Consider the following 23,597-nt stretch of genomic DNA (forward strand, 5'->3'; position numbering starts at 1 on the left):
TTAGTCAAGATATCATTGTGAAAGTTTATTACTGTATGATTATTAATACTTTCGTAAAAAGTTGATGTCACGATTAAAGATATTTTGGTTTACATACTGTTGGGTAGCAGTTAAAATACTTTCGATTTCTTGTGTTTTGTTTGATAGTATTCGTAAGCTAAAACCATGTGTTGCAATTTGCGTGATTCCGAAACGGCAATCATAATCTTGGTGATAGTGTTTCAATGTGTCATAGAGTGAATCTATGAATTTTTGATTAACTTCTGGGTGGATGAAATAACATGACCCTAAATGTGAATAGTCCTCCATGTAACCAATAGCATGTACTGAATGCTTTGCAGGTTCTAATCTCATGTGATCATAAACGACCAACGTATCATCTACATATATTTCATTTAATAAGTGCATATAATGATAACTAAATTGTTTGTCATCTTTGGAATACCCAGGTGTTAATATATCCGTGTAAAATAAACTACTTGTATTTGTTAAGTGGAAGGTATTCTGTTGATAAAATTTTGCATTTTCGAATGCGATAATAGGGTCCCCAACATATTCTAAGTGCCCTTGATCTTTAATATTAACATGTTGATATTGTTCGACGTGATCGTTAGGTGTTTTATAAATTTTGGTGGCACCTTGTGAAGTTAATATAACAGAGGCATTATCCTCAACGTTAAACTCCATTAAATAGCGATCACCGTCAAGGTAACCGCCGCCGACATTGACGATATAGAATGTTGGAATATCAGAATTGTTCAGATAAATAGGACGCATAACTTTAAGTGCCTTTTCAAAAAAGACATCTCTCGCCACAGACTTTCTACCGTTATTGAAGACAGATAACTTTAATTGACCTGTCCATGTTGGATTGGATTTAGGCATTATACCAAACCTTTTAGGAAAACGTCTTGCTCAATCCAGTTTATTACTTCGTCTAAACCTTCATCTGTCTTAAGGTTAGTAAATGCAAATGGACGAGTAGAACGAAAGGCTTTTGTATCTATTGCCATTTGTTCTAATGATGCACCAACATAAGGTGCTAAATCGGTTTTGTTAATAACGAAGAAATCTGATTTAATCATGCCTTGTCCACCTTTACGTGGAATCTTCTCACCTTGAGCGACATCGATAATATAAATTGAGAAATCAACCAATTCAGGACTGAATGTAGCTGCGAGGTTATCACCGCCAGACTCAATGAATATAAGTTCGATATCATCATTCCGTTCTATGAGCTCATCAATTGCTGCAAAGTTCATCGATGCATCTTCACGAATGGCTGTATGTGGACAACCACCTGTTTCTACACCGATAATTCTGTCTTCAGGCAGTACTCCAGAATTAACTAGAATTTTTTCATCTTCTTTTGTATAAATATCGTTTGTAATGACACCGATACTCTTTTCTGTTGACAGTCTCTTTACAATTTTTTCGATAAGTTGGGTTTTACCTGCACCAACAGGACCGCCGATACCTATTTTTATTACTTCTGACATAATTGTCCTCCTCTTTTTATGAAATAAAAATTCTTACATTTACGTTTTCATGCTCCATTTGATTTACTTCTAAACCTGGTGCTGTAAGTCCTAAATCATTTTCAGTCAATGTGAAAATATAATCACGTGTTTCTTTCATAATGGGAATCATTCGCTCAACGATTCGTTGACCAGCAGTTTGACCTAAAGGTATTGCACGAACTGCATTTTGAGTAAGACTGGACACATTTTGATATAAGTAGTAATCAATTATTGTTTCTATTGGTACACCAAAGTAATGACCTAACATAGTAAAGCAGATAGCTGGATGTAAGTGTACTTGTTTACTTTTCATTTGTTGTTGATACCAGTTAATCCATTCGCTTTGATATAGTTCAAGTGCCAATTTAACCATACGATTTCCCATTTGTTTTGCGCCTTGTCTAGTTTCTCGTGGCAAACTTTGAACGAATAGTATTTGATCTAATCGTATTATGGCTTCTGTATCTTGTGCCTCTAAGGCTTTATACACGAGACGCATAGTTAATCCATCTGAGTAAGTGAGCTGTTCATTAATGAATAAAGTTAACCAATGTTGAAAAGTTGTTTCATCGTGCACGGAACCGCGTTGTATATATGTTTCTAGTCCGAATGAGTGACTGAACGCACCAGTTGGAAATTGAGAATCGCAAAATTGAAATAAACGTAAATTTGCGTGATCAATCATGCGAATGACCTATATGTCTAAATGCTTGGTTTACCTTACGATCCTCATGTGTGTAGGGAATCCCTAAATCTTGTAAAAGGGATTCTACAAGATAATCATATTGGACTAACATTTCAGTTTCAGTAAACTGAGCGGGTAGGTGTCTATTACCTAACTGATGCGCGATATTACCCATTTCTTGCAAATTGCGTGGCTTGATGACAAGTAAATCTTCAGAATTAACATCAACAATAATCATATTGGTATCATCTTTATATAAAATATCACCATATTGTAGGTCGATCGGTTGCTTTAATCGAATGCCTAGTTCGTTACCATGATCTGTTGTTACGCGTTGAATACGTTTGACTAAATCAGAATTTTCTAAGTAAACTTTTTCAATATGCTTACCTTTTTCACTATCTGAAAGATTGGCGATATTGCCTACTATTTCTTCTACAATCATCTTAGTTCCTCCTAAAGTTAAAATAAGAAATATCTTTGTGTTAACGGTAGTGTTGTTGCTGGTTCACTTGTAATTTTTTGTCCATCAACAAACACTTCATATGTTTGCGGATCAACGTCTAATTTTGGCGTTGCACTATTGTTCTTCATATCCTTCTTCGTTAAATTACGGATATTGTGGACAGGTCTAAGTTTACGCTTTAAACCAAGCAGTTGACCGATATCATTTTCATATGCAGTAGCGGAAACAAAAGTAATCGCAGTACTTTGCATATTGCCTCCAAATTGACCATACATCTTTCTATATTTTAAAGGTTCAGAAGTTGGTATAGAGCCATTGGCATCACCATTAATCGCAGTATTAATTAAACCACCTTTAATAATTACATCAGGTTTAACACCAAAGAATGCGGGTTCCCACATGATTAAATCAGCAAGTTTGCCTTCATCTATTGAGCCGACATAATCTGAAATCCCATGTGTGATTGCCGGATTAATTGTATATTTTGCTATATATCGTTTTATTCTATTGTTATCATCATATTCACTATCGCCTTCAAGAGGTCCGCGTTGGTCTTTCATACGATGTGCCACTTGCCATGTGCGTGTTATAACTTCACCGACGCGTCCCATTGCTTGAGAATCGGAACTGACCATACTAAAGACACCCATATCTTGCAGTACATCTTCTGCAGCAATTGTTTCTTTACGTATACGTGAGTCCGCAAATGCAATATCTTCAGGTATTGCAGCGTTAAGATGATGTGTAATCATTACCATATCTAAATGTTCATCGACAGTGTTTACTGTGTAGGGGAGTGTTGGGTTTGTAGATGATGGGAGAATATTTGAATAGGATGCAGATTTGATTAAATCCGGTGCATGACCGCCTCCAGCACCTTCAGTATGATACATGTGTAACACACGGTCCTTTACTGCAGCCATGGTTTCTTCCATAAAGCCAGCTTCATTTAATGTATCGGCGTGTAATGCCACTTGTATGTCGTATTCATCGGCAACATTAAGCGCATGGTGTAAGGCAGAAGGTGTCGCACCCCAATCCTCATGGACCTTTAAACCAATAACGCCTGCATGAATTTGTTCTACTAATGCAGTTGGATTAACTGCTTGGCCTTTACCTGTAAAACCAATATTTAATGGCAATGCTTCAGCAGCTTCTAACATGCGATGGATGTGCCAAGGGCCAGCAGTAACTGTTGTTGCTTTTGAACCTTCAGACGCACCTGTACCGCCACCAATATGGGTAGTAATGCCACTTTCTAAAGCGACTTGTGATTGTTCTGGATTGATAAAGTGAACGTGTGTGTCGATGCCGCCAGCTGTGAGAATCTTACCCTCAGCGGAAATGACATCAGTAGTGGCACCGATGATAATATCAACGTTATCCATAATATCAGGATTTCCCGCTTTACCTATTGTCATGATATAGCCATTTTTTACACCAATATCAGCTTTGATAATTTTATTATAATCAATGATCAATGCATTAGTTATAACTAAGTCAGCAACTTGTTTATCATCACGTGTTACATTAGGGTTTTGTGCCATCCCGTCACGAATAGATTTACCACCACCAAAAGCGGCTTCGTCTCCATAAGTTGCATAATCTTGTTCTACTTTTGCAAATAAGTTCGTATCACCTAGTCTTACAGAATCACCTAATGTTGGGCCATAAAGACTCGTATATTGAGATTGTGTCATTTTAAAACTCATGATTTATACCCACTTTCTTTATTAGCATTTTTACTACCGTCATCCTGTACTTTAGGTACTTCGGCAGAATTAACTTTTGGTTTATAAACGCGTGATTCGTCAATTGGACCATTCACATCACCATGAAAACCATAAATTTTACGATTACCACGATATTCAACAAGTTGTATTTCCTTTTCATCACCTGGTTCAAATCGAACTGCAGCTCCAGCAGGTATATCTAAGCGTTTCCCGTACGCTTTTTCACGATCAAATTGAAGTGCAGGATTAGCTTCGAAGAAATGATAATGAGAGCCAACTTGAATCGGTCTATCACCTGTGTTTTTTACATTTAAAACGGTACTATGCAATCCTTGATTGACCTCGATATCCGTATTGTTAACAATAATTTCACCTGGTTTCAATATACATAACCTCCTTAAACGATTGGGTGATGAACAGTGATTAACTTTGTGCCATCTGGAAATGTTGCTTCGATTTCCATTTCGGTTAGCATATCAGCTACACCATCCATTACATCGTCTTCATTTAGTATTTGTTTCCCGTAACTCATAAGTTCTGCGACTGTCTTACCATCTCTCGCGCCTTCTAATAATTCAAAGCTAATGATAGCAACAGCTTCTGGATAATTTAATTTTAGACCTCTTTGTTGACGTCTACGTGCTAAATCAGCTGCAACTACAAGCATTAACTTATCTTGTTCCCTTTGAGTAAAATGCACGAAACTCACGACCTTCCAATAATAAATATTGTACACATAATATATGCATGCTCTTTTATAATAAGATGATTATCTATTTACTACAAGAATTACACATTTAATTATTAGAAAAAAGTTACTAATTGTAAATGATATAACCAATGCGTTAAGCTTTAAATCGTATAGCATTTAATATAAAATTAATAGAGTCAAGAGATAAAGAAATTGGGTGACGACATGAATACCGTGAAAATATTACTCAGAAATATTTCGCAAGTATTACTACTGGAAAATGCGATTACTGGTTTGTGCATTTTAGTTGGCTTATTTATAGGGAATTGGAAAGTAGGTCTGATGGCACTGTTGGGCAGTATTATCGCTTTATTATTAGCTAAGTGGACAAATTATAGTGAGGCAGAAATAGAAGCGGGGTTAGCGGGTTTTAATCCAGTATTAACTGCGATAGCATTGACGCTGTTTCTAGTTCCTAAATGGTATAGCTTGGTTATTGTACTACTTGCAGTTATTATCACGATGCCGATTGGCTCAGCTGTTCGTGAGTATTTTAAACCCTTTGGTATTCCGATGTTAACTATACCTTATGTATTTGTGAGTTGGTTGATATTGCTCATGTCGTTTCAGTTTAAATTTGTGAATGCAAATGTACATATTTTACCTAATAAGGTTCAAGAAATTACTTTTTCAGGAAATAGTGTGGAAGGTTTACAAGCATTTTTCACAGGATTTAGTGAGGTGTTCTTATTAAATCATGTTATTACAGGTTTCTTGATATTAGTGGGAATATTTATTGCATCGAGACGTGCGGCTGTATATGTCATCTTTGCGAATTTGATTGGCTTAGGGGCAGTGAGTTTACTTGGAGCAAATCACGACCAAATTAATGATGGATTGTTTGCGTATAATGTTGTATTGACTGTCTTGGCATTAGGTATTGCTTTTCGAACAATCATTTCAAGGACAATGAGTATCGTGCTAGGATTATTATTAACGATTATTCTACATGCCGGTATGACAACTTTATTAACACCATTTGGGTTACCAGTCTTTACATTACCATTTATTATTGCAACATGGATCATGTTGTTCGGAGGTAATCGAATGAAGTTAAATGAAATTGCAGAATCACGAAATTGATGGGTAGTCTTAAAGAATATAGTTATATTTATGGATGAATTATTTTGGTTGAAAGAAGGAAGATAGATTGAAGAAAGTATTAGGGGTTGCTGCGGCAACTATAATGATTCTCGGAGGTTGTAGTGGGACACAGAGTAAAGAAGATGGCAAGACGTTAAATGTCGAATTACCATTAAAAACAACTTCGGTCGCGCCATACAAGACAGATGTCCCAGTAAAAGTCGGTGCAGCAGAATCTTTGTTTAAAGTGAATGCAGACGGCAAGGCTGAAAAATTATTAGTCTCGGAGTATACGCAGGTTTCACCAACTGAATTGAAGTTGACAGTAAAGGATAATATAAAATTTCAAAATGGTAAAAAATTAACGGGTCAAGCAGTGAAAAATAGTTTGGAACAAAGTATACAGCAAAGTGATTTAGTCAAAGGTTCACTCCCTATCAAAGATATTAAGGTGGATGGACAGACAGTGACGATTTTGACAAAGGAAGCATATCCTGAGCTCGTTTCAGAATTAGCCAGTCCGTTTGCCGCCATATATGACACTGCAGCGCAGGGTGATATTAATAAATCACCGGTGGGAACTGGTCCATATAAGATTGTTGATTATAAGCAATCACAAAGTATAAAGCTCAACAAGAATAAAGCATATTGGCAAGGAGAACCGAAGTTAGACCATGTTAATGTGAGCTATCAAGAGGATGGTAATACACGTGCCAACGACTTGTCAGCAAATAAGGCTGATGTCATTACCGATGTTCCAGTTGAAAAGGTAGATGCACTAGATAAAGGTCAACAAACTAAGATTTCTAGTGTACCAGGTTATAGAACAAGTTTATTATTATATAATCATCAAAGTGACAAGATGAACAAGCGAGTACGTGAAGCATTAGACAAGATTATTGATAGAGAAGCTATTGCCCATAATGTTTATAAAGATTATGCTAATGCCGCTTCGGGTCCATTCAATACCAAACTTAATTTTATTAATGATAAAAAGGTCACTCAGCAAGATATTCAGCAAGCACGCAAGTTATTACAGCAAGAAGGCTATACTAAAGAACATCCATTAACATTGACTGTGTCAACGTATAATGGTAGACCAGAATTGCCAAAAATCGCACAAGTTGTACAATCAGACGCTAAAAAAGCAAATATTAATATTAAGTTACGCAATGTTGATGATATTGATGGTTACCTTAAAGATAAAAGTCAATGGGATGCTTCATTATATAGCTTTGGAACATTTCCGCGAGGCGACACTGGTTATTTCTTTAATCAAGCTTATAAAGCACAAGGTGCTATTAATGCCGGGAATTATAGCAATAATCGTGTAAATGATTTGATAGAGCAATTTAATAAAACGGTAGATAAAGCAGAACGTAATCAACTGACAAATAAAATTATCGCGTTAACAAAAGAAGATTATGCAAATAGTTATATTGCCTATAGCAATAATATTGTGGGTCTTAATAAGCATGTTACTGGACTCAAAGCTTCTCCTGAAGGCATTTATCTTATTGATTATAAGGTGAATGTTAACAAATGATAATCACGCAAATAATTCGTAGAATCGGACAAATGATCATTGTATTATTTGTCCTTTCTACTATCACATTTATCTTAATGAAATTAACGCCAGGAGATCCTGTAAATAAAATATTACATCTTGATGTTGCAAATGTATCTGCTTCACAAGTATCAGAAACGAAAGAGAAGTTAGGGTTGAATCAGCCCATTATCGTGCAATATGGGCAATGGTTAAATCAAATTGTACATTTGAATTTTGGTACAAGTTATCAGACCGGAGAATCTGTGAGTAAGGAATTACTGTACTATACACCTCCAACATTATTAATTGCTTTAGCTACTATGGTCACTGTCTTATTGATTAGCATACCTTTAGGCACTGTCGCTGCCAGATATTACCATACTTGGATTGATATGTTGATACGTATGATGACTTCTATTACGGTGAGCATTCCGTCATTCTTTTTAGGAACGTTATTAATTTATATATGTGCACAACAATTAGCTATCTTGCCTTCTTCTGGTATTGCTACACCGGCTGGCTATATTTTGCCAGTTGTGTCATTGAGCATTGGCATGAGTGCTTATTATGTAAGACTGATGCGCTCAAATTTATTAGAATTATACCGAACGCAAGAGGTACAAGCATCTAGATTAAGAGGTATGTCTGAGTCTTATATATATTGGAAAGATATATTTAAACCAGCTTTGTTGCCAATAATTACGATCATGGGTATGTCTGTCGGCAGTCTAATTGGAGGTACAGTAGTAATCGAAAATCTCTTTGGGATACCAGGTGTGGGACGCTTTTTAGTGGATAGTATAAGAGCCCGTGATTATCCAGTTATTCAAGGTGTTGTATTGATGATTGGTTGTTGCGTTATTTTCGCTAATACAGTAAGTGACTTGCTATTATTGTGGCTTGATCCAAAACGGCGCTCAGTGAAACATAAAGTGACGAAAGTAGAAGATAGATTGGATGGTGGTCCGTTATGAAATTAGGCAAACAACCTCTAATCTATTATCTATTTTTTGCATATGTTGTATGTATTGTAATGTCGCAATTGTTCGTAGTAAAGGATATGGCGTTAACTGTGCATCTCAATCGTACATTTGAAGTACCAAGTGTTCAGCATTGGTTAGGTACAGATGACTATGGTCGAGACTTATTTTCAAGGTTGATTTTAGGTGCTCGTTATACGTTGATAGTAAGTTTATTAACACTGTTACTGACTGTTATTGTTGGCGTGCCACTGGGGCTGTTAGCAGGATATAAAAAGGGCATTATCGATACGATTATTATGCGTGTGATTGACATAGGCTTAAGTATTCCAGAGTTTGTGCTGATGATTGCATTAGCAAGTTTTTTCAAACCTAGTATATGGAACTTAGTCATAGCAATTATGCTAATCAAGTGGATGACATACACACGATTGACGCGTTCTATTGTTAGTGCTGAGCTTAAAAAGCCATACATTCACATGGCAAAGATGTTAAATGTACCAAGTTACGTCATTATTTTTAAGCACTTCTTACCACAAGCAGTACCATCCATTATTGTGCTTATGACTGTAGATTTTGGTAAGATTATACTCTATATATCATCTTTATCATTTTTAGGGTTAGGTGCACAACCACCATCACCTGAATGGGGAGCGATGCTAAATGCAGGAAGAGATTATATAGAATCACACCCACTACAATTATTAGCTCCAGCTGTGATGATTACGGTCACGATATTAATTTTCAACTTAATGGGCGATGCATTAAGAGATCGACTTCTCCAAGGAAAGCGTGATAATAATGTCTAAAATGTTATCAATTCAAAATTTAAGCATTCAAAACTCAGTAAATGAGTATTTAATAAAGAATTTAAACCTGACCCTACATAAAGGACAGGTTAACGTATTGATTGGTGAAAGTGGTTCAGGTAAGAGTCTGACTGCTAAAGCAATCGTTCAACAATTAGCGCCGTCATTAAGTGTTTCAGAGTATGAAATACTTGTTGAAGGGCAAAGCGTAGTAGATATGAAATCAATGCTTGGAAGAACGATTGGATTTATTGCGCAAGATTATAGTCATAGCTTTAATGATCATACAAAATTAGGTAAACAACTTATGGCAATTTATCGTGCACATTATCAGGTGCCACGTAAAGTTGCCAAACAAATCGTATCACAATCATTAAACGTGGTTGGACTAAATGAGCGTCTCGTGTTTGAAAGTTATCGCTTTAATCTATCTGGTGGGCAACTAGCACGTGTACAAATAGCGAGTGTCATAATGTTACGACCAGAGATAATTATTGCAGATGAGCCTACTTCATCATTAGATGTTGTAAATGGTCATGAAATCATGAATTTAATTCGTCATCTTACAGAGGTGCATGAGACAACATTGTTATTGATTACACATGATTTATCACATGTGTTGAAGTTTAGTGATTGGATTGCGGTAATTAAATCAGGAGAAATTGTCGAGTACAATCATGTACAACAATTTCACGACAATATGGTGAGTCCTTATAGTTTAAAGTTATTTAATGCACGCCGTCAGTTGAGAAATGAGGGGAATGGATGATTGAATGTAAGAGAGTAACATTTAACTATAACAAGCATACTGTTTTACATGATATAAACTTAACGTTTTCCAGCCAACAGAAGATAGGCATCGTTGGAGAAAGTGGATCAGGAAAAACAACGTTAGCACACTTGATATTGGGAATGCTGAAACCGACAGCAGGAGAGATAAATAAACATGGCTTAACTATGTTACCAATTTTTCAAAATGCATATGATAGCTTTAATCCGAAAAGAACAATACAACAATCTATGGATGAAGCAATTAAGTATTATTATCAAGATGCTACCAAAGCGTTAACCCAACGATTAGACGAATTGTTAGTCCTGATGGGATTAGATTCAAACCTTTTAAAAAGGAGACCAGAAGAGCTAAGTGGGGGACAACTACAGCGTCTTAATATGATACGTTCATTTGTATTAGAACCAGATATACTAATTTGTGATGAAATTACAGCAAATTTAGATGTGATTTCAGAAAATAAAATGAAAGATATACTGGAACATTATCATCAATTGACTAGAAAAGGATTAATGATTATATCACACGATATTGCATTTCTTCAGGCATTAGTTGATCGAATTGTAGTATTAAAAGATGGTTATATCGTTGATGACTTTATGGTTAAAGATATGTTTGCGGATAGTAGAAATGCCTATACTAAAAAGCTGCTTTCTCTTTATTGAGAAAGCAGCTTTTGTTATGTGTTTTATTGTGATGTTTGTAATTTTAATTTAGGGAAATAACTTAACTTATGATGAACAAGCTAACAGAAATATTTTTATTTTATTAGCAAAATACTATTGAGCTTATTTATGCCAGTGTGATAGGGTTTTTAAATAACATAAAAATCGCGAGACATTTTTAAGAGAATTAAAAGGAGGGAGTAAATGATTAAAATAAATCGATATAAATACTTTACGATATTATTATTTTTAGCAGTACTATTTATTGGTGCGACACTACGTTCACCTATTTCCTCTATAGGACCATTAGTTCCATTTTTCAAGGAAGAATTAGGCGTTTCGAATAGTTTGGTTGGTTTGATGAATACTTTACCGCTTGTTGCATTTGGATTATTTTCTCCATTTATTCCTAAGTTGTCACAGAAATTTGGTATGGAACGCACCTTGATGTATTCGATGGTTATTTTAGCAATTGGAATGTGGTTAAGGGGAACTGGAGGCGCAAGTTTATTACTTATTGGCACAATAATTGTTGGATTTGCAATAGCAGTAGGGAATGTTATGGCACCAGGGTTGATCAAATCATCATTTCCACAACAAATGGGATTTGTTACAGGTATGTATTCTGTGACGATGAATCTTGTGAGCGCTTTGGCTGCTGGTTTATCTGTTTCGATTGCAGTGGCACCAGGGATGAATTGGCGTATTGCAATGCAAATTTGGTTGATTGTACCTATTATTGCAGCACTTGTATTAGTATTACGTATTCCATATTTGCGCTCACGTAAAAAGAAAGTGTTTGCAGAAATTGATAGCGAACCTAAACAAAGTGTTTGGAAATCTAAACTAGCATGGACAATTACCTTATTTATGGGCTTGCAATCGTTTATACCCTATAGTTTATTTGCATGGTTACCAATTATGTTAACAACTAAAGGATTTTCTGAAAGTGAAGCGGGATGGCTTGTAACTGTAAACCAGCTAGGAATCATACCAGTGGCATTTGTTGCACCTATTATTGCAGGGCGTATGAAGAAGCAAAGTAGTTTAGCATTATTTGGTGCTGGGTCCTTTTTTGTAGGGTTATTAGGTATCGCATATTTACCAAATGCTGCGATTGTACTCTACTTAATATTGATAGGTGTTGGTGCAGGAACAACATATAGTTTAGCAATGATGTTTTTTGTCTTGAGAACTCAAGATATTGAACAGTCTTACCAATTATCTGGTATGGCTCAATCCATTGGTTATTTATTAGCTGCAGTGGGTCCGGTATGTCTAGGTATGATTTCAGATATTACTGGCAGTTGGTCCGTCCCACTCATTGTACTTATGGGCGTAGCTGTATTAATAGCAATATTTGGCTTTATTTCAGGGCAACCATTGACTGTTCATCAACCGGCACATAAGCAGAATGATTAGTTTAGGCAAAGTACTACTCAAAGTCTAGTATTACAGTTAATATTGTAGTACTAGATTTTTTTATGTTTAAGCAACTTTGCTTAATTAAAATATATTGTTGTAAACATATCGGTGAGTTCTATAGCTGAAAAATGTTATTATTTATATAAAGGTTAAACCACGATTAATATGATACTTGAAAGGTTAGGAGGGATTGGATGGAGGAACAACAAAAAATTGAAAATTGGATTGAGCTAACAAAATATGTTCGTTATATAGATACAATGATAGAAAAATCATTAAAGCAACAATATAATTTAAGTTTAAAAGAGTTCTATGTTTTATATGAAATTTATAAAGCGAAGGGCAAAAAATATAAAATTAATGATTTAATAAAAATAGTGGATTTGAGTCAGAGTGCTATGTCTCGTCTTATCGTAAGAATTGAAAAAATAGCAGAACCATTAGTATTTAGACAAGAATGTGTTGAAGATCAAAGAGCTATGTATATATATTTAACGGATGAAGGTTTATCTGTCATTGAAAAAGCCATCAAAACGTATGAACAATTAATAGCTAAAGTTGATTTTTCATCTATGCACGATTTGATAACAAGGCAATATAAAGCATAGCAATGGATTAAAGGGAGGGGAACAAACTTCCTTTTTATACAAGATAAGTTGGCGATTATGTGTTGAACATGGTCGCCTATTTTTTTATAAAAACATACATAATAAGACAAAATTAACACCAGACCAACAAGAAAGATGTTGGTCTGGTGCAGAATTTATAGCTCATAGCTACTGTAATATTTTGAATTTTCCCCTGAATTCTAAAATAGAACAATAGTGCTATATTAATTATTAAGTTAATGGTTTATGACTTTGTACTTTTATGTTTTTTTGAATGACTAATACCATAAATTAGATAAATCAGTAAACCTATGATGAACCAGATTAATGTATATAATTTGGCTTCTCCACTAAGCCCCCAAAATACAACAGCAACACTGATAAATGCTACAATTGGTAGCACTGGGTAGAATGGCATTTTAAACGCTGGTACTGGAATATCCTTTCCTTCTCGAGGGCGTAAGCCAAACATACCTAATGAAACAAACATAAATGCAACGAGTGTACCTGCAGATATTAATTGTGCCAAGAATGCAAATGGGAACATTGAACCAATAATCACGGCAATAATTGTTAAGATGAACAATGAACGGTTTGGTAATTGCTTATTATTTAACTTACCTAACCATGAAGGTAATAATCCGTCACGACCAAATGAATAAAGTAAGCGTGAACCTGCTAACATCATACCAATCAGTGCAGTAAACATACCAATAACTGAAATAGCTTGTACAATCGCGGCTACGACACCAAATCCACTTTGTCTTAATGCCCAACCTACAGGCTCAGCATTATTTGCATAATCTGAATACTTAAACATCCCAACCAGTACAAGTGCAACAGCCACAAACAGAATCACGGCAATTAACAATGATCCCAGTATCCCTCTAGGCATTGTCTTCTGCGGATTGATTGCTTCAGCAGAGTTTGCAGCGATTGAATCAAATCCAATATACGCTAAGAATATCATAGAAACACCAGCATAAATCCCTTGCCAACCACCAAATGCGCCAGCTTCAGTTGCTTTATATTCTGGTATGAAAGGTACATAGTTACTACCTTGTACTACAGTTAAACCAACTACGATAAATAATAGAATTGCTAATACCTTCAATACAACTAAGATGTTCTCTATACGCGCAGCGGATGATGCACCACGAGCAAGTAACAATGCTGTAAGTAGTATAACGATAGCAGCGACTAAATCGATAACGCCACCATCAGTACCAAATGTATTGGATAGTGCTTTAGGTAATTCAATACCCAAAGGTGAAACTAAACCACGTAAATTAGCTGAAAAACCAGAAGCCACAAAGGCGACAGCGATAAAATACTCAGCCAATAATGCCCAACCAGCTATCCATCCAAAAACTTCCCCAAACACGACATTAATCCAAGAATATGCAGAACCAGCAAATGGCATGGCAGATGACATTTCAGCATATGCAAAAGAAATCAAACCAGCAACAATCGCAGCAAATAGAAAAGATAATGCCACGGCTGGACCAGTATGTTGCGCAGCGACTACGCCTGGTAAGGTGAAAATTGATGTAGAGACGATTGTACCGACACCTAAAGCTAGAAAATCTTTAACCTTTAATGTGCGATTCAAGTGCGCATCTTTTACTTGATAGACAGAGGGGTCCTCTTTCTTTAATAGTTTTTGAAAAAATCCAGTCATTATAAACCACTCCCTAAAACTCATTTCACAAAATTTAATAACGTTATTAATATAATCCATATCATAGCATATATCAATCAGAATATTTAGATAATTTCGAAAAAATAAAACAAATATTTGTCGTGTGACAGAAAATCGATAAAATTACGACAAATATTTAGTCATATCATGAATTGTTAATTGGGAACGAAAGTAACTGTCATATAATATAGACCGTTTATAAGTGCTGATTATAGGCCGACACGATTGCTATAGATTAATGATTTGTGGCTTGATATGTGGATCGTGATTGGCGATTGCATCAATACAATTCGGATTTGTTGCTTGTACTTTAACCCAATTTAAGGAATTGATAGTTGCATCCTTATCGTCAACATATTTAGGTAAAATACCATGTCGCCAAGATGATTTTGCATAACCTACATTTGATGTTAGTAATAAAAATTGATCCGCTTCCTTATGACGTTTGATACGGGTGACACAATGTCCAGGGCTATGTCCTGGTGTATGGATAAATTCCACAGTACCGTCGTTAAATAAATCATAAGATTTACCGGTAGGGCCGATGCCTTTATGTTCTAGAGGAAAAGTATCAATAGGAATATTTTGGCACATACCTAATTCATAATTATTATTGTTATTTGCAGCAGACCATTCTTCATCACTGACCATAATATGATGAGCTTGTGCCACATGTGGTAAACCTGAGACGTGGTCATTGTGTAAATGACTTAAGATGACATAATCTACATCAGTTATTTGGTAGCCTAGTTTAGCAAGATGTTCATGAACTGCTTGTCCTTTAGGTAAAATAGCTTTCTGAGAAAGTGAAGCTGCATTTTTTGAATAATCGTGTTGGCGATTTGATTCATGCCATCCTGTATCTATCAATACAAGTCCTTTAGGATGTTCGATTAAGTAAATAGAAACGGGTAAACAAATGTGCTTACTTCGTGTTTGAATAAAACCACTCCAAGAAAGTGGTAAATTTTTTTTATGATTAAAAGGTAAAGCCGAGTCAACAATAACTGATCCTGTATGTAATATATGTACATTAATATTACGTGTCATTGATTGTAAACCTCCAAATTTAGGCGTGCATGGCCTTTGTATTTAAATATAAGTTATTATAGTAATTGTGAAATGAAATATATTGAATTTAAATTAATCTTTTATTTTATAATAAAGATGGTAAGAACTTTATCTTAATAAAATAAATGTGTCAAATGTATCGTAAGTAAAAATAAAGTGCTTTTTGTGTTAAATTATAAATGTGAAAGAAACATAGACATTGGGGGAAATGATGATGAATGTTAAATCAGCGTGGTTAAATTTACCTGTAGTCAATTTAGAAGCGAGTGAAGATTTTTATCAACGAATCGGCTTTGAAATTAAAAAATCGGATGACATGATGGATAAGATGAGAGGTATTGCTACATTAGATAACACGGTCATTATGCTTATCGAAACGAAACAATTTAAAAAAGTGTCACGATTATCAAAAATTGGTAATAACGAAGCATTAATATCACTATCATTAAATACTAAAGCTGAAGTTGATCAACTGTTAGATTTAGTAGAAAGTGCGAATGGCACAGTAATAGAAAGAGGCACGATGCATGAAGGGTTCTATGGGGGATTATTTAGCAACATAGATGGTCATTTATATAATATTATTACAATGTAGGACGCAAAGCGTTAAATTGAAATACTAAGATGTTGGAGGCAGGTAAAATGGTTAAAGCGATTGCTGTAGACAAAGATGGAACGTTAATGAGGTCTGATCACACTTTGGATGAAATATACTTTGAACAATTGTTCCAAACAATGATGAAGCAAGACATAAAATTTATCGTTGCGAGTGGAAATCAATATGCACAATTAAAGTCATTGTTTCCTGACAAAGTAAATGATATTACATTTGTAGCTGAAAATGGCGCCGTGACTTATTATCAAGACGAAATTCTAGATGCAAATTACTTTGATAAGACAGTATTACAACAGATTTTAGGTGATATCATTGATAAGCATAAAGTAACTGATTTGATATTAAGTGGTGTGCGTACTGCATATGTATTACCAAATGTGACAGATGATTTTACGGCGTATTTTAATCATTATTATTATGATGTTCAACAGGTTAAACACTTTGATGATATTAGCGATGATGATTTTGTAAAGGTAGCAATGCGCATCAAAGACACAACGGTATTAGAACAAGTGAAAGCGGACTTAGAAACACAGTACCCTCAATATTTAAGGGCAGTGACTAGTGGTAATGACAGTCTAGATTTGATTTTGCCGAATGTAAATAAGGGAGTAGCTATCCAGTCATTATTAGCACGTTGGGGGATAGCCGAGGAAGATTTACTAGCCTTTGGTGATGCCGATAATGATATTGAAATGCTCAGTTTGACGCCTCACAGTTATGCCATGGCAGAGTGTAGTGAGTCATTAGCCTCTGTAGCCAACCACAGAGCACCGTCAAATAATGATTCTGGTGTATTAAAGGTAATTGAGCACTTTATAACTTCATGATAATTAAAAGAGGTTGTATCCATTTACAATATAGTATTGTAGTTGGTACAACCTCTTAATATTTTATTTAATAATTAACACAGGAATGTGTGCATGGTTGGCAATTTTATGTGTGACATTACCAAGTACATTCTTAATATCTGCTTTCGCACGTTTATTACTCATGACGATAATTTCATAATCGTGTTCTTCTATTTCTTCTAAAATGGTATTTCGAATTTGACCTGTACCGAATTTTACAGTCACATTCAAATCTAATTTTTCTAATTCATCAATAAAAGGTTGGATTTCTTTCCCTTTAGATTCGGCTAATTGTTCAAAATGAATGTCATTGTACCTAACAGATGTTTGGAGTTCGCTTTCTGAGATAACATTGAACACTGTGATCTCAGCTTCTTGTGAACCAGATGTTAGACGGACTAATTCTTGAGGCACATTTTTAAACGTGTTATCGAAGTCATAGGCCACTAATATTTTTTTATACATAATAGCACCTCCCTTAATATATGCATACCCTAATTAAGTAAAGCTAAAATTTTATTTATTAATTATCAACTTGAAATTTTAAAAGATTCTCACTGATTGTGATTTATGCATCTAATCCAATGATATCTTGAACGTTTTGGTAACCATTTTTATTAAGGTATTGCGCTAGCGCTTTATTTAATTTACTTGTAAGTCCTGGTCCTTCAAATACTAATGCACTATATATTTGAACAAGTGATGCGCCGCTTCTTAACATTGTAATCACATCTTCAACTGTGAAAATACCACCTGTTCCAATGATTGTAAATGTACCATTTGTTTCCTTGTAAGCATGTTTGATGAGTTCAAGGTTACGTTCGAATAATGGGCGACCGCTTAATCCTCCTGTTTCAATACGATTTTCAGATTTTAATCCATCACGTTGTTGCGTAGTATTAGCTAAAATAATACCATCAAAGGTCTTGGTAATTAGTGGTAACATATGTCCTAAACTAGTTAGATCTAAATCGGAAGTTAACTTGATAAATATTGGAACAGTGATGTCATTTTCTGCTTTAAATGATTGTATTGCTGTGCAAAGCTGTGAAAATTCACTTTCATCATGGAATTTCTGTAAATTTTCAGTGTTAGGTGAGCTGATATTTACTGTGTAGAATGTGACATCATTTTTAAAGGTATCAAGCACCTTTATATAATCTTGATAACGATCTTCGTAAGGGGTACTTTTATTAACGCCAACATTTAAGCCTACTGGAATGTTATAACTATATTTACGTAAATTACTAAGTGCCTTATTCATTCCAAGGTTATTGAAACCCATTCTGTTTATTAACGCTTGGTCTTCTACTAAACGATACATACGTGGTTTAGGATTACCAGGCTGTGGTTTTGGTGTAATACCACCGAGTTCGATTGAGCCAAACCCTGCATATTCTAAGGCTTTTGGAACTTCGCATGATTTATCGAAACCTGCTGCAAGACCAATCGGATTAGTGAAACGAACACCCGACAATTCTTGTGTGAGAATATCATTCTCATAATGGAAGAATTGTTTGATTAAAGGTAATGTTTTAGGATATCTTTGGACAAATTTTAAGGCATCGATTGTCATACCATGTGCTTGTTCGGGATCGTACTTGAATAAGATAGGCTTGATTAATTTGTACATGAAATTTTCGCTCCATTTTTTAATTTTGTAATTAACTTAATTATAAAAAACAATCAGTTAAGAAAAAAGAGATAACTCATTTGAATATCATACTTATATTGAAAGTATTGTCTTTAATAGACTAGCATTTTAGAAGGTTTATGCCTAGAGTGAATCACTGAAATTATAATTGAGGAATGCTTAAAGTGGTATCGACATGGATATAATATGAAAGACAAGTATGTTATTTTGGAGTGATAAATATTGGAAACTAAATGGAAAGAACAATTACCAATAACAGGTATTAAAGCTATTACCCCTGTAAGTGGTGGGGATGTAAATGAGGCTTTCCGAATAGAGAGTAAAGACGGGGTATATTTTTTATTGGTACAACGTAATAAGTCTGAATCATTTTATGCGGCTGAGATTGAAGGATTAAATCTTTTTGAAGCTGCAAACGTGACAGCACCTAGAGTTATAGATAGTGGAGAAATAGCAGGTGATGCTTACTTGATATTATCATTCTTACATGAAGGGACTAAAGGTAGTCAACGTCAATTAGGTGAGCTTGTTGCAAAACTGCATAGTCAACATGAACCAGAAGGAAGATTTGGGTTTGATTTACCTTACCAAGGTGGAGATATTTCTTTCGACAATAATTGGTCTGATAATTGGACTACGATATTTGTTGAACGACGTCTAGATCATTTAGTTGAAACTTTATTGGAGAATGACCAATGGACGCTTGATGACAAGAAACGTTATGAGCAGGTGCGTAAGATTATTGTAGATGCATTGTCTAATCATAAGAGTAAGCCATCATTATTACATGGTGATTTATGGGGTGGCAACTATATGTTTTTAGAGGACGGAACACCAGCATTATTTGATCCTGCACCACTATATGGTGATAGAGAGTTTGATTTAGGCATTACTACTGTATTTGGAGGATTTACGCAAGATTTCTATGATGCATATGAGCGACATTATCCTATGGCAAAGGGTGCAGAACAACGATTGGAATTCTACCGTTTATATTTATTGATGGTACATTTAGTAAAATTTGGAGGACTCTATGCACGTAGCGTAGATCAATCTATCTCTAAAATACTAGCCGATGCTAAATAGTGTTATAAATTGATACAAAATATGATACTTGATGAATGCAGTGTTGCAATATCGAAAAATTAAATAGTTGTCTTATTAAGCAATTTGATTAAAGTAAAAATGTCATTTTCTATTCTAATAATAGAGAGTGACATTTTTTTGTTATGGAAAAATTTACATTGTACGTACTATACAATCCAATATTGTCTAAGAAAGAAGTTTATTTAGGCCATAATTATTCATGTGTTTCACAAGTCATTTTCTGAAACGGCTAATGATGTGATGAATAATATTGATGAATTTATATTAAAAGAAAATTACTATTTAATTAGAAATTTGTTATTTTTTAATTTATATTTGTTATACTGATAACAAGTTGTAAAAATAAATATTATATTAAGTATAATAAAGATGTTTGCATTGTATTATTTAAGGTATTCATCCTTTGAGACGAGTAGAAATGGTGTAAATGATGTATGAAGTACTGTTGAAAATGATTTGAGATGTTGTTTGTCTGCAATAAATTGTCTTGAATCAATAGATACATAGTGAGCGTATTATGTGAGAAGAAATCCTTTGAGAATCGAATAGTATAAAGAAGATATTGAAACATAGGGGGCTAAAATTTGAGTACATCTAATAAACTGTTATTCAACCGTACATATATGTTAATGCTATTAGCAGGCATCTTTGCTATGGTTGGTTTCAGTACAATTTTAACGACAATAACCTGGTATGCTGTAAAGGAATTACAATCGTCGATGGCATTAGGTTATATATTAGTTTCAGCTACAGTACCCAGGTTGATTATGATGACATTTAGCGGTATGGTTGCTGATAAATTTAAGAAAACAACTGTTATGTATTATTCAAATATTGCAGAATGTTTGGTACTTGTGATTTTGTATTTTTTAATTATAAATCAACAACTATCACTGATTCCGCTGATGATCTTAGCAGCATGTTTTGGAATGTTGGACGCATTTTTTGGACCAGCAAGTACATCATTAATACCTAAGGTAGTCACGCAAGCGCAATTACAGCGTGCCAATTCATTATTCCAAGGTGGGACTCAAATTTCCTTTATATTTGGACCTATTATTGCCGGTGTGATTATGGAACATTATTCAATTGCGACAAGTTTTTATATTTCTTTAATATTTGTATTTTTATCTGCTATATTTGTCTTTCCGTATTTTATTGATGAAGCGGATGTTAAAGAACGTTCTGATAATACGCCAATCAAAGATATTGTCGAAGGTTTTCGTTATGTTAAGTCATCCCGTTTTTTAATTACAGGGATTATTATTTTGATTACTGCCAATTTCTTTGGACTAGGTGCGTTAAGTGTTGGGATTCCGATTATAGTAGAATCACTTGGTGGCACACCGATTAATTTAACGTATTTGCAGTCTAGTTTAGGTGTGGGGATGTTGGTAGGAACAGGATTGCTTAGTATTATTACGTTCCAAAAGGGACGAGGTAAGTTGACGATATTTACATTGTTGATCATGATTGTGCTATTGATTATCTTCACGCAAGTTACGACATTGATATTACAAATGCTATTACTTCTCCTTATTGGTGTTACTTATACCTTTGTTTACATTCCATTTATTACAATGGCACAAGAATTTACAGATGAACAAGTAACTGGAAGAGTGATGAGTTTAATATTCCTTGCTATGACAGGGTTTGATCCAATTTCTTATGTAGTGATCTCAGGTCTGAATACAATGGATATTTCAATATTTAATGTTCTTGCTATTTCTGCATTTTCTAGCTTATTTGTATGGGTATTAATTCTTTTTAATTCTAAAAATTATAGACAGCTTAATTAAGTATTTAAAATTTGGGACATAATTTCCAGAAAAATAGCACTCAGATGAATGAATTCAATTTATCTGATTGCTTCTTTATTATTCATATTTCGTATTGTTGGCTCGCTTTCCTAGGGGCCAGCTTCAGCCTGTAGTCTTCAGCTTGTCCTGTTCCCACAGGAGTCTCGCCAACATACGTAGAAAACATTTGTGACTGTTAAATTACCATCCACTTAAATGCTTGTATTCAGTTTGTCTAGTAAGTGATGGTATATCAATCATTATGTAAATAATACTTCAGCTGTTGGTTTAATATTCATATTTCATATTGTTGGCTCGCTTTCCTAGGGGCCAGCTTCAGCCTGTAGTCTTCAGCTTGTCCTGTTCCCACAGGAGTCCGCCAACATACGTCATTGTAAGATCTGAGTGTGGATTAAAACACATAAAAAAGGCAATTTCTATATTACTTCAATAGAAATTGCCTATTTCACTTATATAAGCACTTTACGTTCTATACGATTGCGCTATGGTTAATTCAAATCTAATGTTCCCATTTCTTTTCTAAGTTTATAAACTTTATCAGGTGTTACATCTTCACCTAATGGATCTACAACTTTTAATGTTGAAAAGGTATTGATGACTTGTCCTCGAATCATTTTAAGGTATTCTTGTCTCAATGTTTGTTGTTCTTGTTTTTCTGTTGTTGTTAGTCCTTGTGCTTTTTCTTTATTTGCTAACATATTAATTCTGTCCAATAATTTCATTTTTCTGTACCTCCTTGGTTATATGTGGTGGGAAATAGGGGATAATTTCTTTTCCTATTTCTTGTAACATATCTTCGTATGTTCTATTTGCCGATTTTAAGTTTAATATGATGTGATTTGTTCCGATTCGTTCATAGGCGCTTAATATATTTAATAAAGTCTTACTCCCCAGTCGATATCCACCCTTAATTGGTGAAACAAGTTCATTTGGATTATTTGATAAATCGATGACGAGAGGATGCATAAATGGTTTGAATTTGTTGTTATCATGCCACTGTTCAAGTAGTTTCTTTTGCGCTTGAAAGGCTTGTGGATAGAATAACCACCCATCCATATGCTGTTTAATCCAGTCTATGCTTTGTTTGGCATAACCAGTAGCAAACACTGGGATTTGTTGGTGTTTGGGTAATATTTGTAATCCAGAATCTTCAGTTAGTTGGAATTTTGTATTTGATAAGTCTGGCGAGTGTGATTGCCATAATGCCTTTACAGCGTATATCGTTTGTTGATATCGTTCTGATAATTGATTTGTCTCTATATTGAATGCTGGAAATTCAAATTGTCTATCTCCTGTTGCCATGCCGAGTAACAAGCGTTCATTAGAAATTAAATCTAATGAGGTAGTTGCTTTAGCTATATGAATAGGATGTCTTAACGTCGCAACAATACTAGCAGTACCTAATGCAATGTTTGAAGTTCGACTACTTATATAAGTCAAAAATACAAATGGGTCATAATTTGTGGTTATAGGACCTAACTTAGGACTATAGAGTGGACTATCCCTAACGAATAAACTAGTGAACCCAAGTGTTTCGGCATATTTTGCCAAGTCTCCTTGTTCAGAAAATGATAATGCATTATGCTCGGCATTATCAAAAGGCATCATTAACCCAAGCGTTAAATGTTGTGCTTTAAAAGCGTAATGAAAACCACTATGTGATTGTATTGTTGAAATATTAATCCCTCCTTTTTCTATATACTAAGCAACAG

25 protein-coding genes are annotated in these 23,597 nt (G+C 34.6%); 12 read left to right on the top strand and 13 right to left on the bottom strand.

Annotated elements, in window-relative coordinates; genetic code table 11:
• Positions 1–42: 42 nt before the first annotated feature.
• The 7 genes from ACF91D_RS10025 to ACF91D_RS10055 are packed head-to-tail and all read right to left on the bottom strand — an operon-like array spanning position 43 to position 5,104.
• Positions 43–885 (bottom strand): urease accessory protein UreD, encoded by an 843-nt coding sequence (locus ACF91D_RS10025; RefSeq protein WP_107526775.1) that lies wholly within the window; start codon positions 883–885, stop codon positions 43–45.
• Positions 885–1,499 (bottom strand): urease accessory protein UreG, encoded by a 615-nt coding sequence (gene ureG, locus ACF91D_RS10030; protein ID WP_042740408.1) that lies wholly within the window; start codon positions 1,497–1,499, stop codon positions 885–887. Before ureG ends, ACF91D_RS10025 begins: the two co-directional genes overlap by 1 nt.
• Positions 1,500–1,515: 16 nt before the next feature.
• Positions 1,516–2,205 carry an urease accessory protein UreF gene (locus tag ACF91D_RS10035; protein ID WP_042740407.1) on the bottom strand — a complete coding sequence of 230 codons (690 nt, stop codon included), beginning with the start codon at positions 2,203–2,205 and terminating at the stop codon, positions 1,516–1,518.
• Entirely contained in the window at positions 2,198–2,650 is a 453-nt protein-coding gene (ureE, locus tag ACF91D_RS10040) for an urease accessory protein UreE (RefSeq protein ID WP_107511703.1), read from the bottom strand. Before ureE ends, ACF91D_RS10035 begins: the two co-directional genes overlap by 8 nt.
• Before the next feature lie 17 nt (positions 2,651–2,667).
• Complete coding sequence (gene ureC, locus ACF91D_RS10045; RefSeq protein WP_107526774.1) at positions 2,668–4,383, bottom strand: urease subunit alpha; 1,716 nt, start codon at positions 4,381–4,383, stop codon at positions 2,668–2,670.
• Entirely contained in the window at positions 4,380–4,787 is a 408-nt protein-coding gene (locus ACF91D_RS10050) for an urease subunit beta (RefSeq protein ID WP_107526773.1), read from the bottom strand. Before ACF91D_RS10050 ends, ureC begins: the two co-directional genes overlap by 4 nt.
• 14 nt (positions 4,788–4,801) lie before the next feature.
• On the bottom strand, positions 4,802–5,104 hold the full coding sequence (locus ACF91D_RS10055; protein WP_042740403.1) for an urease subunit gamma: 303 nt from the start codon (positions 5,102–5,104) through the stop codon (positions 4,802–4,804).
• 216 nt (positions 5,105–5,320) lie between these two features.
• Here ACF91D_RS10055 and yut point away from each other — a divergent pair, with 216 nt between their 5' ends.
• The 8 genes from yut to ACF91D_RS10095 all read left to right on the top strand — a co-directional run bounded on the left by yut (position 5,321) and on the right by ACF91D_RS10095 (position 13,064).
• Positions 5,321–6,238 carry an urea transporter gene (gene yut / locus ACF91D_RS10060; RefSeq protein WP_119624461.1) on the top strand — a complete coding sequence of 306 codons (918 nt, stop codon included), beginning with the start codon at positions 5,321–5,323 and terminating at the stop codon, positions 6,236–6,238.
• 67 nt (positions 6,239–6,305) lie between these two features.
• Positions 6,306–7,784, top strand: a complete 1,479-nt coding sequence (gene nikA, locus ACF91D_RS10065) for a nickel ABC transporter substrate-binding protein (protein ID WP_107526772.1) — start codon at positions 6,306–6,308, stop codon at positions 7,782–7,784.
• A complete protein-coding gene (gene nikB, locus ACF91D_RS10070) occupies positions 7,781–8,761 on the top strand; it encodes a nickel ABC transporter permease (RefSeq protein ID WP_107526771.1) in 981 nt (326 codons plus the stop codon). Before nikA ends, nikB begins: the two co-directional genes overlap by 4 nt.
• Positions 8,758–9,576, top strand: coding sequence for a nickel transporter permease (nikC, locus tag ACF91D_RS10075; protein ID WP_107526770.1), 819 nt, complete (start codon positions 8,758–8,760; stop codon positions 9,574–9,576). Before nikB ends, nikC begins: the two co-directional genes overlap by 4 nt.
• Positions 9,569–10,345, top strand: a complete 777-nt coding sequence (locus tag ACF91D_RS10080) for an ATP-binding cassette domain-containing protein (RefSeq protein WP_107526769.1) — start codon at positions 9,569–9,571, stop codon at positions 10,343–10,345. The genes nikC and ACF91D_RS10080 overlap by 8 nt, the downstream gene beginning before the upstream one ends.
• Positions 10,342–11,031, top strand: coding sequence for an ABC transporter ATP-binding protein (locus ACF91D_RS10085; protein WP_107526768.1), 690 nt, complete (start codon positions 10,342–10,344; stop codon positions 11,029–11,031). Before ACF91D_RS10080 ends, ACF91D_RS10085 begins: the two co-directional genes overlap by 4 nt.
• 204 nt (positions 11,032–11,235) lie before the next feature.
• Entirely contained in the window at positions 11,236–12,453 is a 1,218-nt protein-coding gene (locus ACF91D_RS10090) for a CynX/NimT family MFS transporter (protein WP_107526767.1), read from the top strand.
• Positions 12,454–12,650: 197 nt separating this feature from the next.
• Complete coding sequence (locus ACF91D_RS10095; RefSeq protein WP_107526766.1) at positions 12,651–13,064, top strand: MarR family winged helix-turn-helix transcriptional regulator; 414 nt, start codon at positions 12,651–12,653, stop codon at positions 13,062–13,064.
• 244 nt (positions 13,065–13,308) lie between these two features.
• On the opposite strand, the gene ACF91D_RS10100 is transcribed toward ACF91D_RS10095, so the two are convergent.
• Both ACF91D_RS10100 and ACF91D_RS10105 read right to left on the bottom strand, forming a co-directional pair.
• Positions 13,309–14,745, bottom strand: a complete 1,437-nt coding sequence (locus ACF91D_RS10100) for an APC family permease (RefSeq protein ID WP_107526765.1) — start codon at positions 14,743–14,745, stop codon at positions 13,309–13,311.
• A gap of 249 nt (positions 14,746–14,994) precedes the next feature.
• Positions 14,995–15,816, bottom strand: a complete 822-nt coding sequence (locus tag ACF91D_RS10105; protein ID WP_107526615.1) for an N-acyl homoserine lactonase family protein — start codon at positions 15,814–15,816, stop codon at positions 14,995–14,997.
• Positions 15,817–16,051: 235 nt separating this feature from the next.
• On the opposite strand from ACF91D_RS10105, the gene ACF91D_RS10110 reads away from it, so the two are divergent.
• Both ACF91D_RS10110 and ACF91D_RS10115 read left to right on the top strand, forming a co-directional pair.
• Positions 16,052–16,432, top strand: a complete 381-nt coding sequence (locus ACF91D_RS10110) for a VOC family protein (RefSeq protein ID WP_119624431.1) — start codon at positions 16,052–16,054, stop codon at positions 16,430–16,432.
• 47 nt (positions 16,433–16,479) lie between these two features.
• Positions 16,480–17,283, top strand: coding sequence for a Cof-type HAD-IIB family hydrolase (locus ACF91D_RS10115; RefSeq protein ID WP_107526617.1), 804 nt, complete (start codon positions 16,480–16,482; stop codon positions 17,281–17,283).
• Positions 17,284–17,346: 63 nt separating this feature from the next.
• On the opposite strand, the gene ACF91D_RS10120 is transcribed toward ACF91D_RS10115, so the two are convergent.
• On the bottom strand, positions 17,347–17,769 hold the full coding sequence (locus tag ACF91D_RS10120; RefSeq protein ID WP_107526618.1) for a universal stress protein: 423 nt from the start codon (positions 17,767–17,769) through the stop codon (positions 17,347–17,349).
• 103 nt (positions 17,770–17,872) lie between these two features.
• Complete coding sequence (locus ACF91D_RS10125) at positions 17,873–18,937, bottom strand: quinone-dependent dihydroorotate dehydrogenase (RefSeq protein WP_107526619.1); 1,065 nt, start codon at positions 18,935–18,937, stop codon at positions 17,873–17,875.
• A gap of 243 nt (positions 18,938–19,180) precedes the next feature.
• Between ACF91D_RS10125 and ACF91D_RS10130 the strand changes: the two genes are divergently transcribed.
• Both ACF91D_RS10130 and ACF91D_RS10135 read left to right on the top strand, forming a co-directional pair.
• Entirely contained in the window at positions 19,181–20,044 is an 864-nt protein-coding gene (locus ACF91D_RS10130; protein WP_107526620.1) for a fructosamine kinase family protein, read from the top strand.
• A 605-nt stretch (positions 20,045–20,649) separates the two neighbouring features.
• The gene (locus ACF91D_RS10135; protein WP_052495470.1) at positions 20,650–21,864 is read left to right on the top strand and encodes an MFS transporter; all 1,215 of its coding nucleotides are present in this window, start codon (positions 20,650–20,652) and stop codon (positions 21,862–21,864) included.
• A gap of 509 nt (positions 21,865–22,373) precedes the next feature.
• Here the strand turns inward: ACF91D_RS10135 and ACF91D_RS10140 are convergent.
• Both ACF91D_RS10140 and ACF91D_RS10145 read right to left on the bottom strand, forming a co-directional pair.
• A complete protein-coding gene (locus tag ACF91D_RS10140; protein ID WP_107526621.1) occupies positions 22,374–22,607 on the bottom strand; it encodes a DUF896 domain-containing protein in 234 nt (77 codons plus the stop codon).
• Positions 22,585–23,562, bottom strand: coding sequence for an LLM class oxidoreductase (locus ACF91D_RS10145; RefSeq protein ID WP_107526622.1), 978 nt, complete (start codon positions 23,560–23,562; stop codon positions 22,585–22,587). Before ACF91D_RS10145 ends, ACF91D_RS10140 begins: the two co-directional genes overlap by 23 nt.
• Positions 23,563–23,597 lie beyond the last annotated feature (35 nt).

It is taken from the genome of Staphylococcus sp. 231237_7MaSpsaltlick (genome assembly GCF_043107035.1).

Excerpts from the sequence above, each read along its gene's own strand:
- ACF91D_RS10125 (WP_107526619.1), bottom strand. The coding sequence starts at position 18,937 with ATGTACAAATTAATCAAGCCTATCTTATTCAAGTACGATCCCGAACAA.
- ureE (WP_107511703.1), bottom strand. The coding sequence starts at position 2,650 with ATGATTGTAGAAGAAATAGTAGGCAATATCGCCAATCTTTCAGATAGT.
- ACF91D_RS10140 (WP_107526621.1), bottom strand. The coding sequence starts at position 22,607 with ATGAAATTATTGGACAGAATTAATATGTTAGCAAATAAAGAAAAAGCA.
- ACF91D_RS10120 (WP_107526618.1), bottom strand. The coding sequence starts at position 17,769 with ATGTATAAAAAAATATTAGTGGCCTATGACTTCGATAACACGTTTAAA.
- ACF91D_RS10105 (WP_107526615.1), bottom strand. The coding sequence starts at position 15,816 with ATGACACGTAATATTAATGTACATATATTACATACAGGATCAGTTATT.
- ureC (WP_107526774.1), bottom strand. The coding sequence starts at position 4,383 with ATGAGTTTTAAAATGACACAATCTCAATATACGAGTCTTTATGGCCCA.
- ACF91D_RS10100 (WP_107526765.1), bottom strand. The coding sequence starts at position 14,745 with ATGACTGGATTTTTTCAAAAACTATTAAAGAAAGAGGACCCCTCTGTC.
- ACF91D_RS10115 (WP_107526617.1), top strand. The coding sequence starts at position 16,480 with ATGGTTAAAGCGATTGCTGTAGACAAAGATGGAACGTTAATGAGGTCT.
- ACF91D_RS10110 (WP_119624431.1), top strand. The coding sequence starts at position 16,052 with ATGAATGTTAAATCAGCGTGGTTAAATTTACCTGTAGTCAATTTAGAA.
- ACF91D_RS10080 (WP_107526769.1), top strand. The coding sequence starts at position 9,569 with ATGTCTAAAATGTTATCAATTCAAAATTTAAGCATTCAAAACTCAGTA.
- ACF91D_RS10085 (WP_107526768.1), top strand. The coding sequence starts at position 10,342 with ATGATTGAATGTAAGAGAGTAACATTTAACTATAACAAGCATACTGTT.
- yut (WP_119624461.1), top strand. The coding sequence starts at position 5,321 with ATGAATACCGTGAAAATATTACTCAGAAATATTTCGCAAGTATTACTA.
- nikC (WP_107526770.1), top strand. The coding sequence starts at position 8,758 with ATGAAATTAGGCAAACAACCTCTAATCTATTATCTATTTTTTGCATAT.
- nikB (WP_107526771.1), top strand. The coding sequence starts at position 7,781 with ATGATAATCACGCAAATAATTCGTAGAATCGGACAAATGATCATTGTA.
- ureG (WP_042740408.1), bottom strand. The coding sequence starts at position 1,499 with ATGTCAGAAGTAATAAAAATAGGTATCGGCGGTCCTGTTGGTGCAGGT.
- ACF91D_RS10035 (WP_042740407.1), bottom strand. The coding sequence starts at position 2,205 with ATGATTGATCACGCAAATTTACGTTTATTTCAATTTTGCGATTCTCAA.
- ACF91D_RS10025 (WP_107526775.1), bottom strand. The coding sequence starts at position 885 with ATGCCTAAATCCAATCCAACATGGACAGGTCAATTAAAGTTATCTGTC.
- ACF91D_RS10095 (WP_107526766.1), top strand. The coding sequence starts at position 12,651 with ATGGAGGAACAACAAAAAATTGAAAATTGGATTGAGCTAACAAAATAT.
- ACF91D_RS10090 (WP_107526767.1), top strand. The coding sequence starts at position 11,236 with ATGATTAAAATAAATCGATATAAATACTTTACGATATTATTATTTTTA.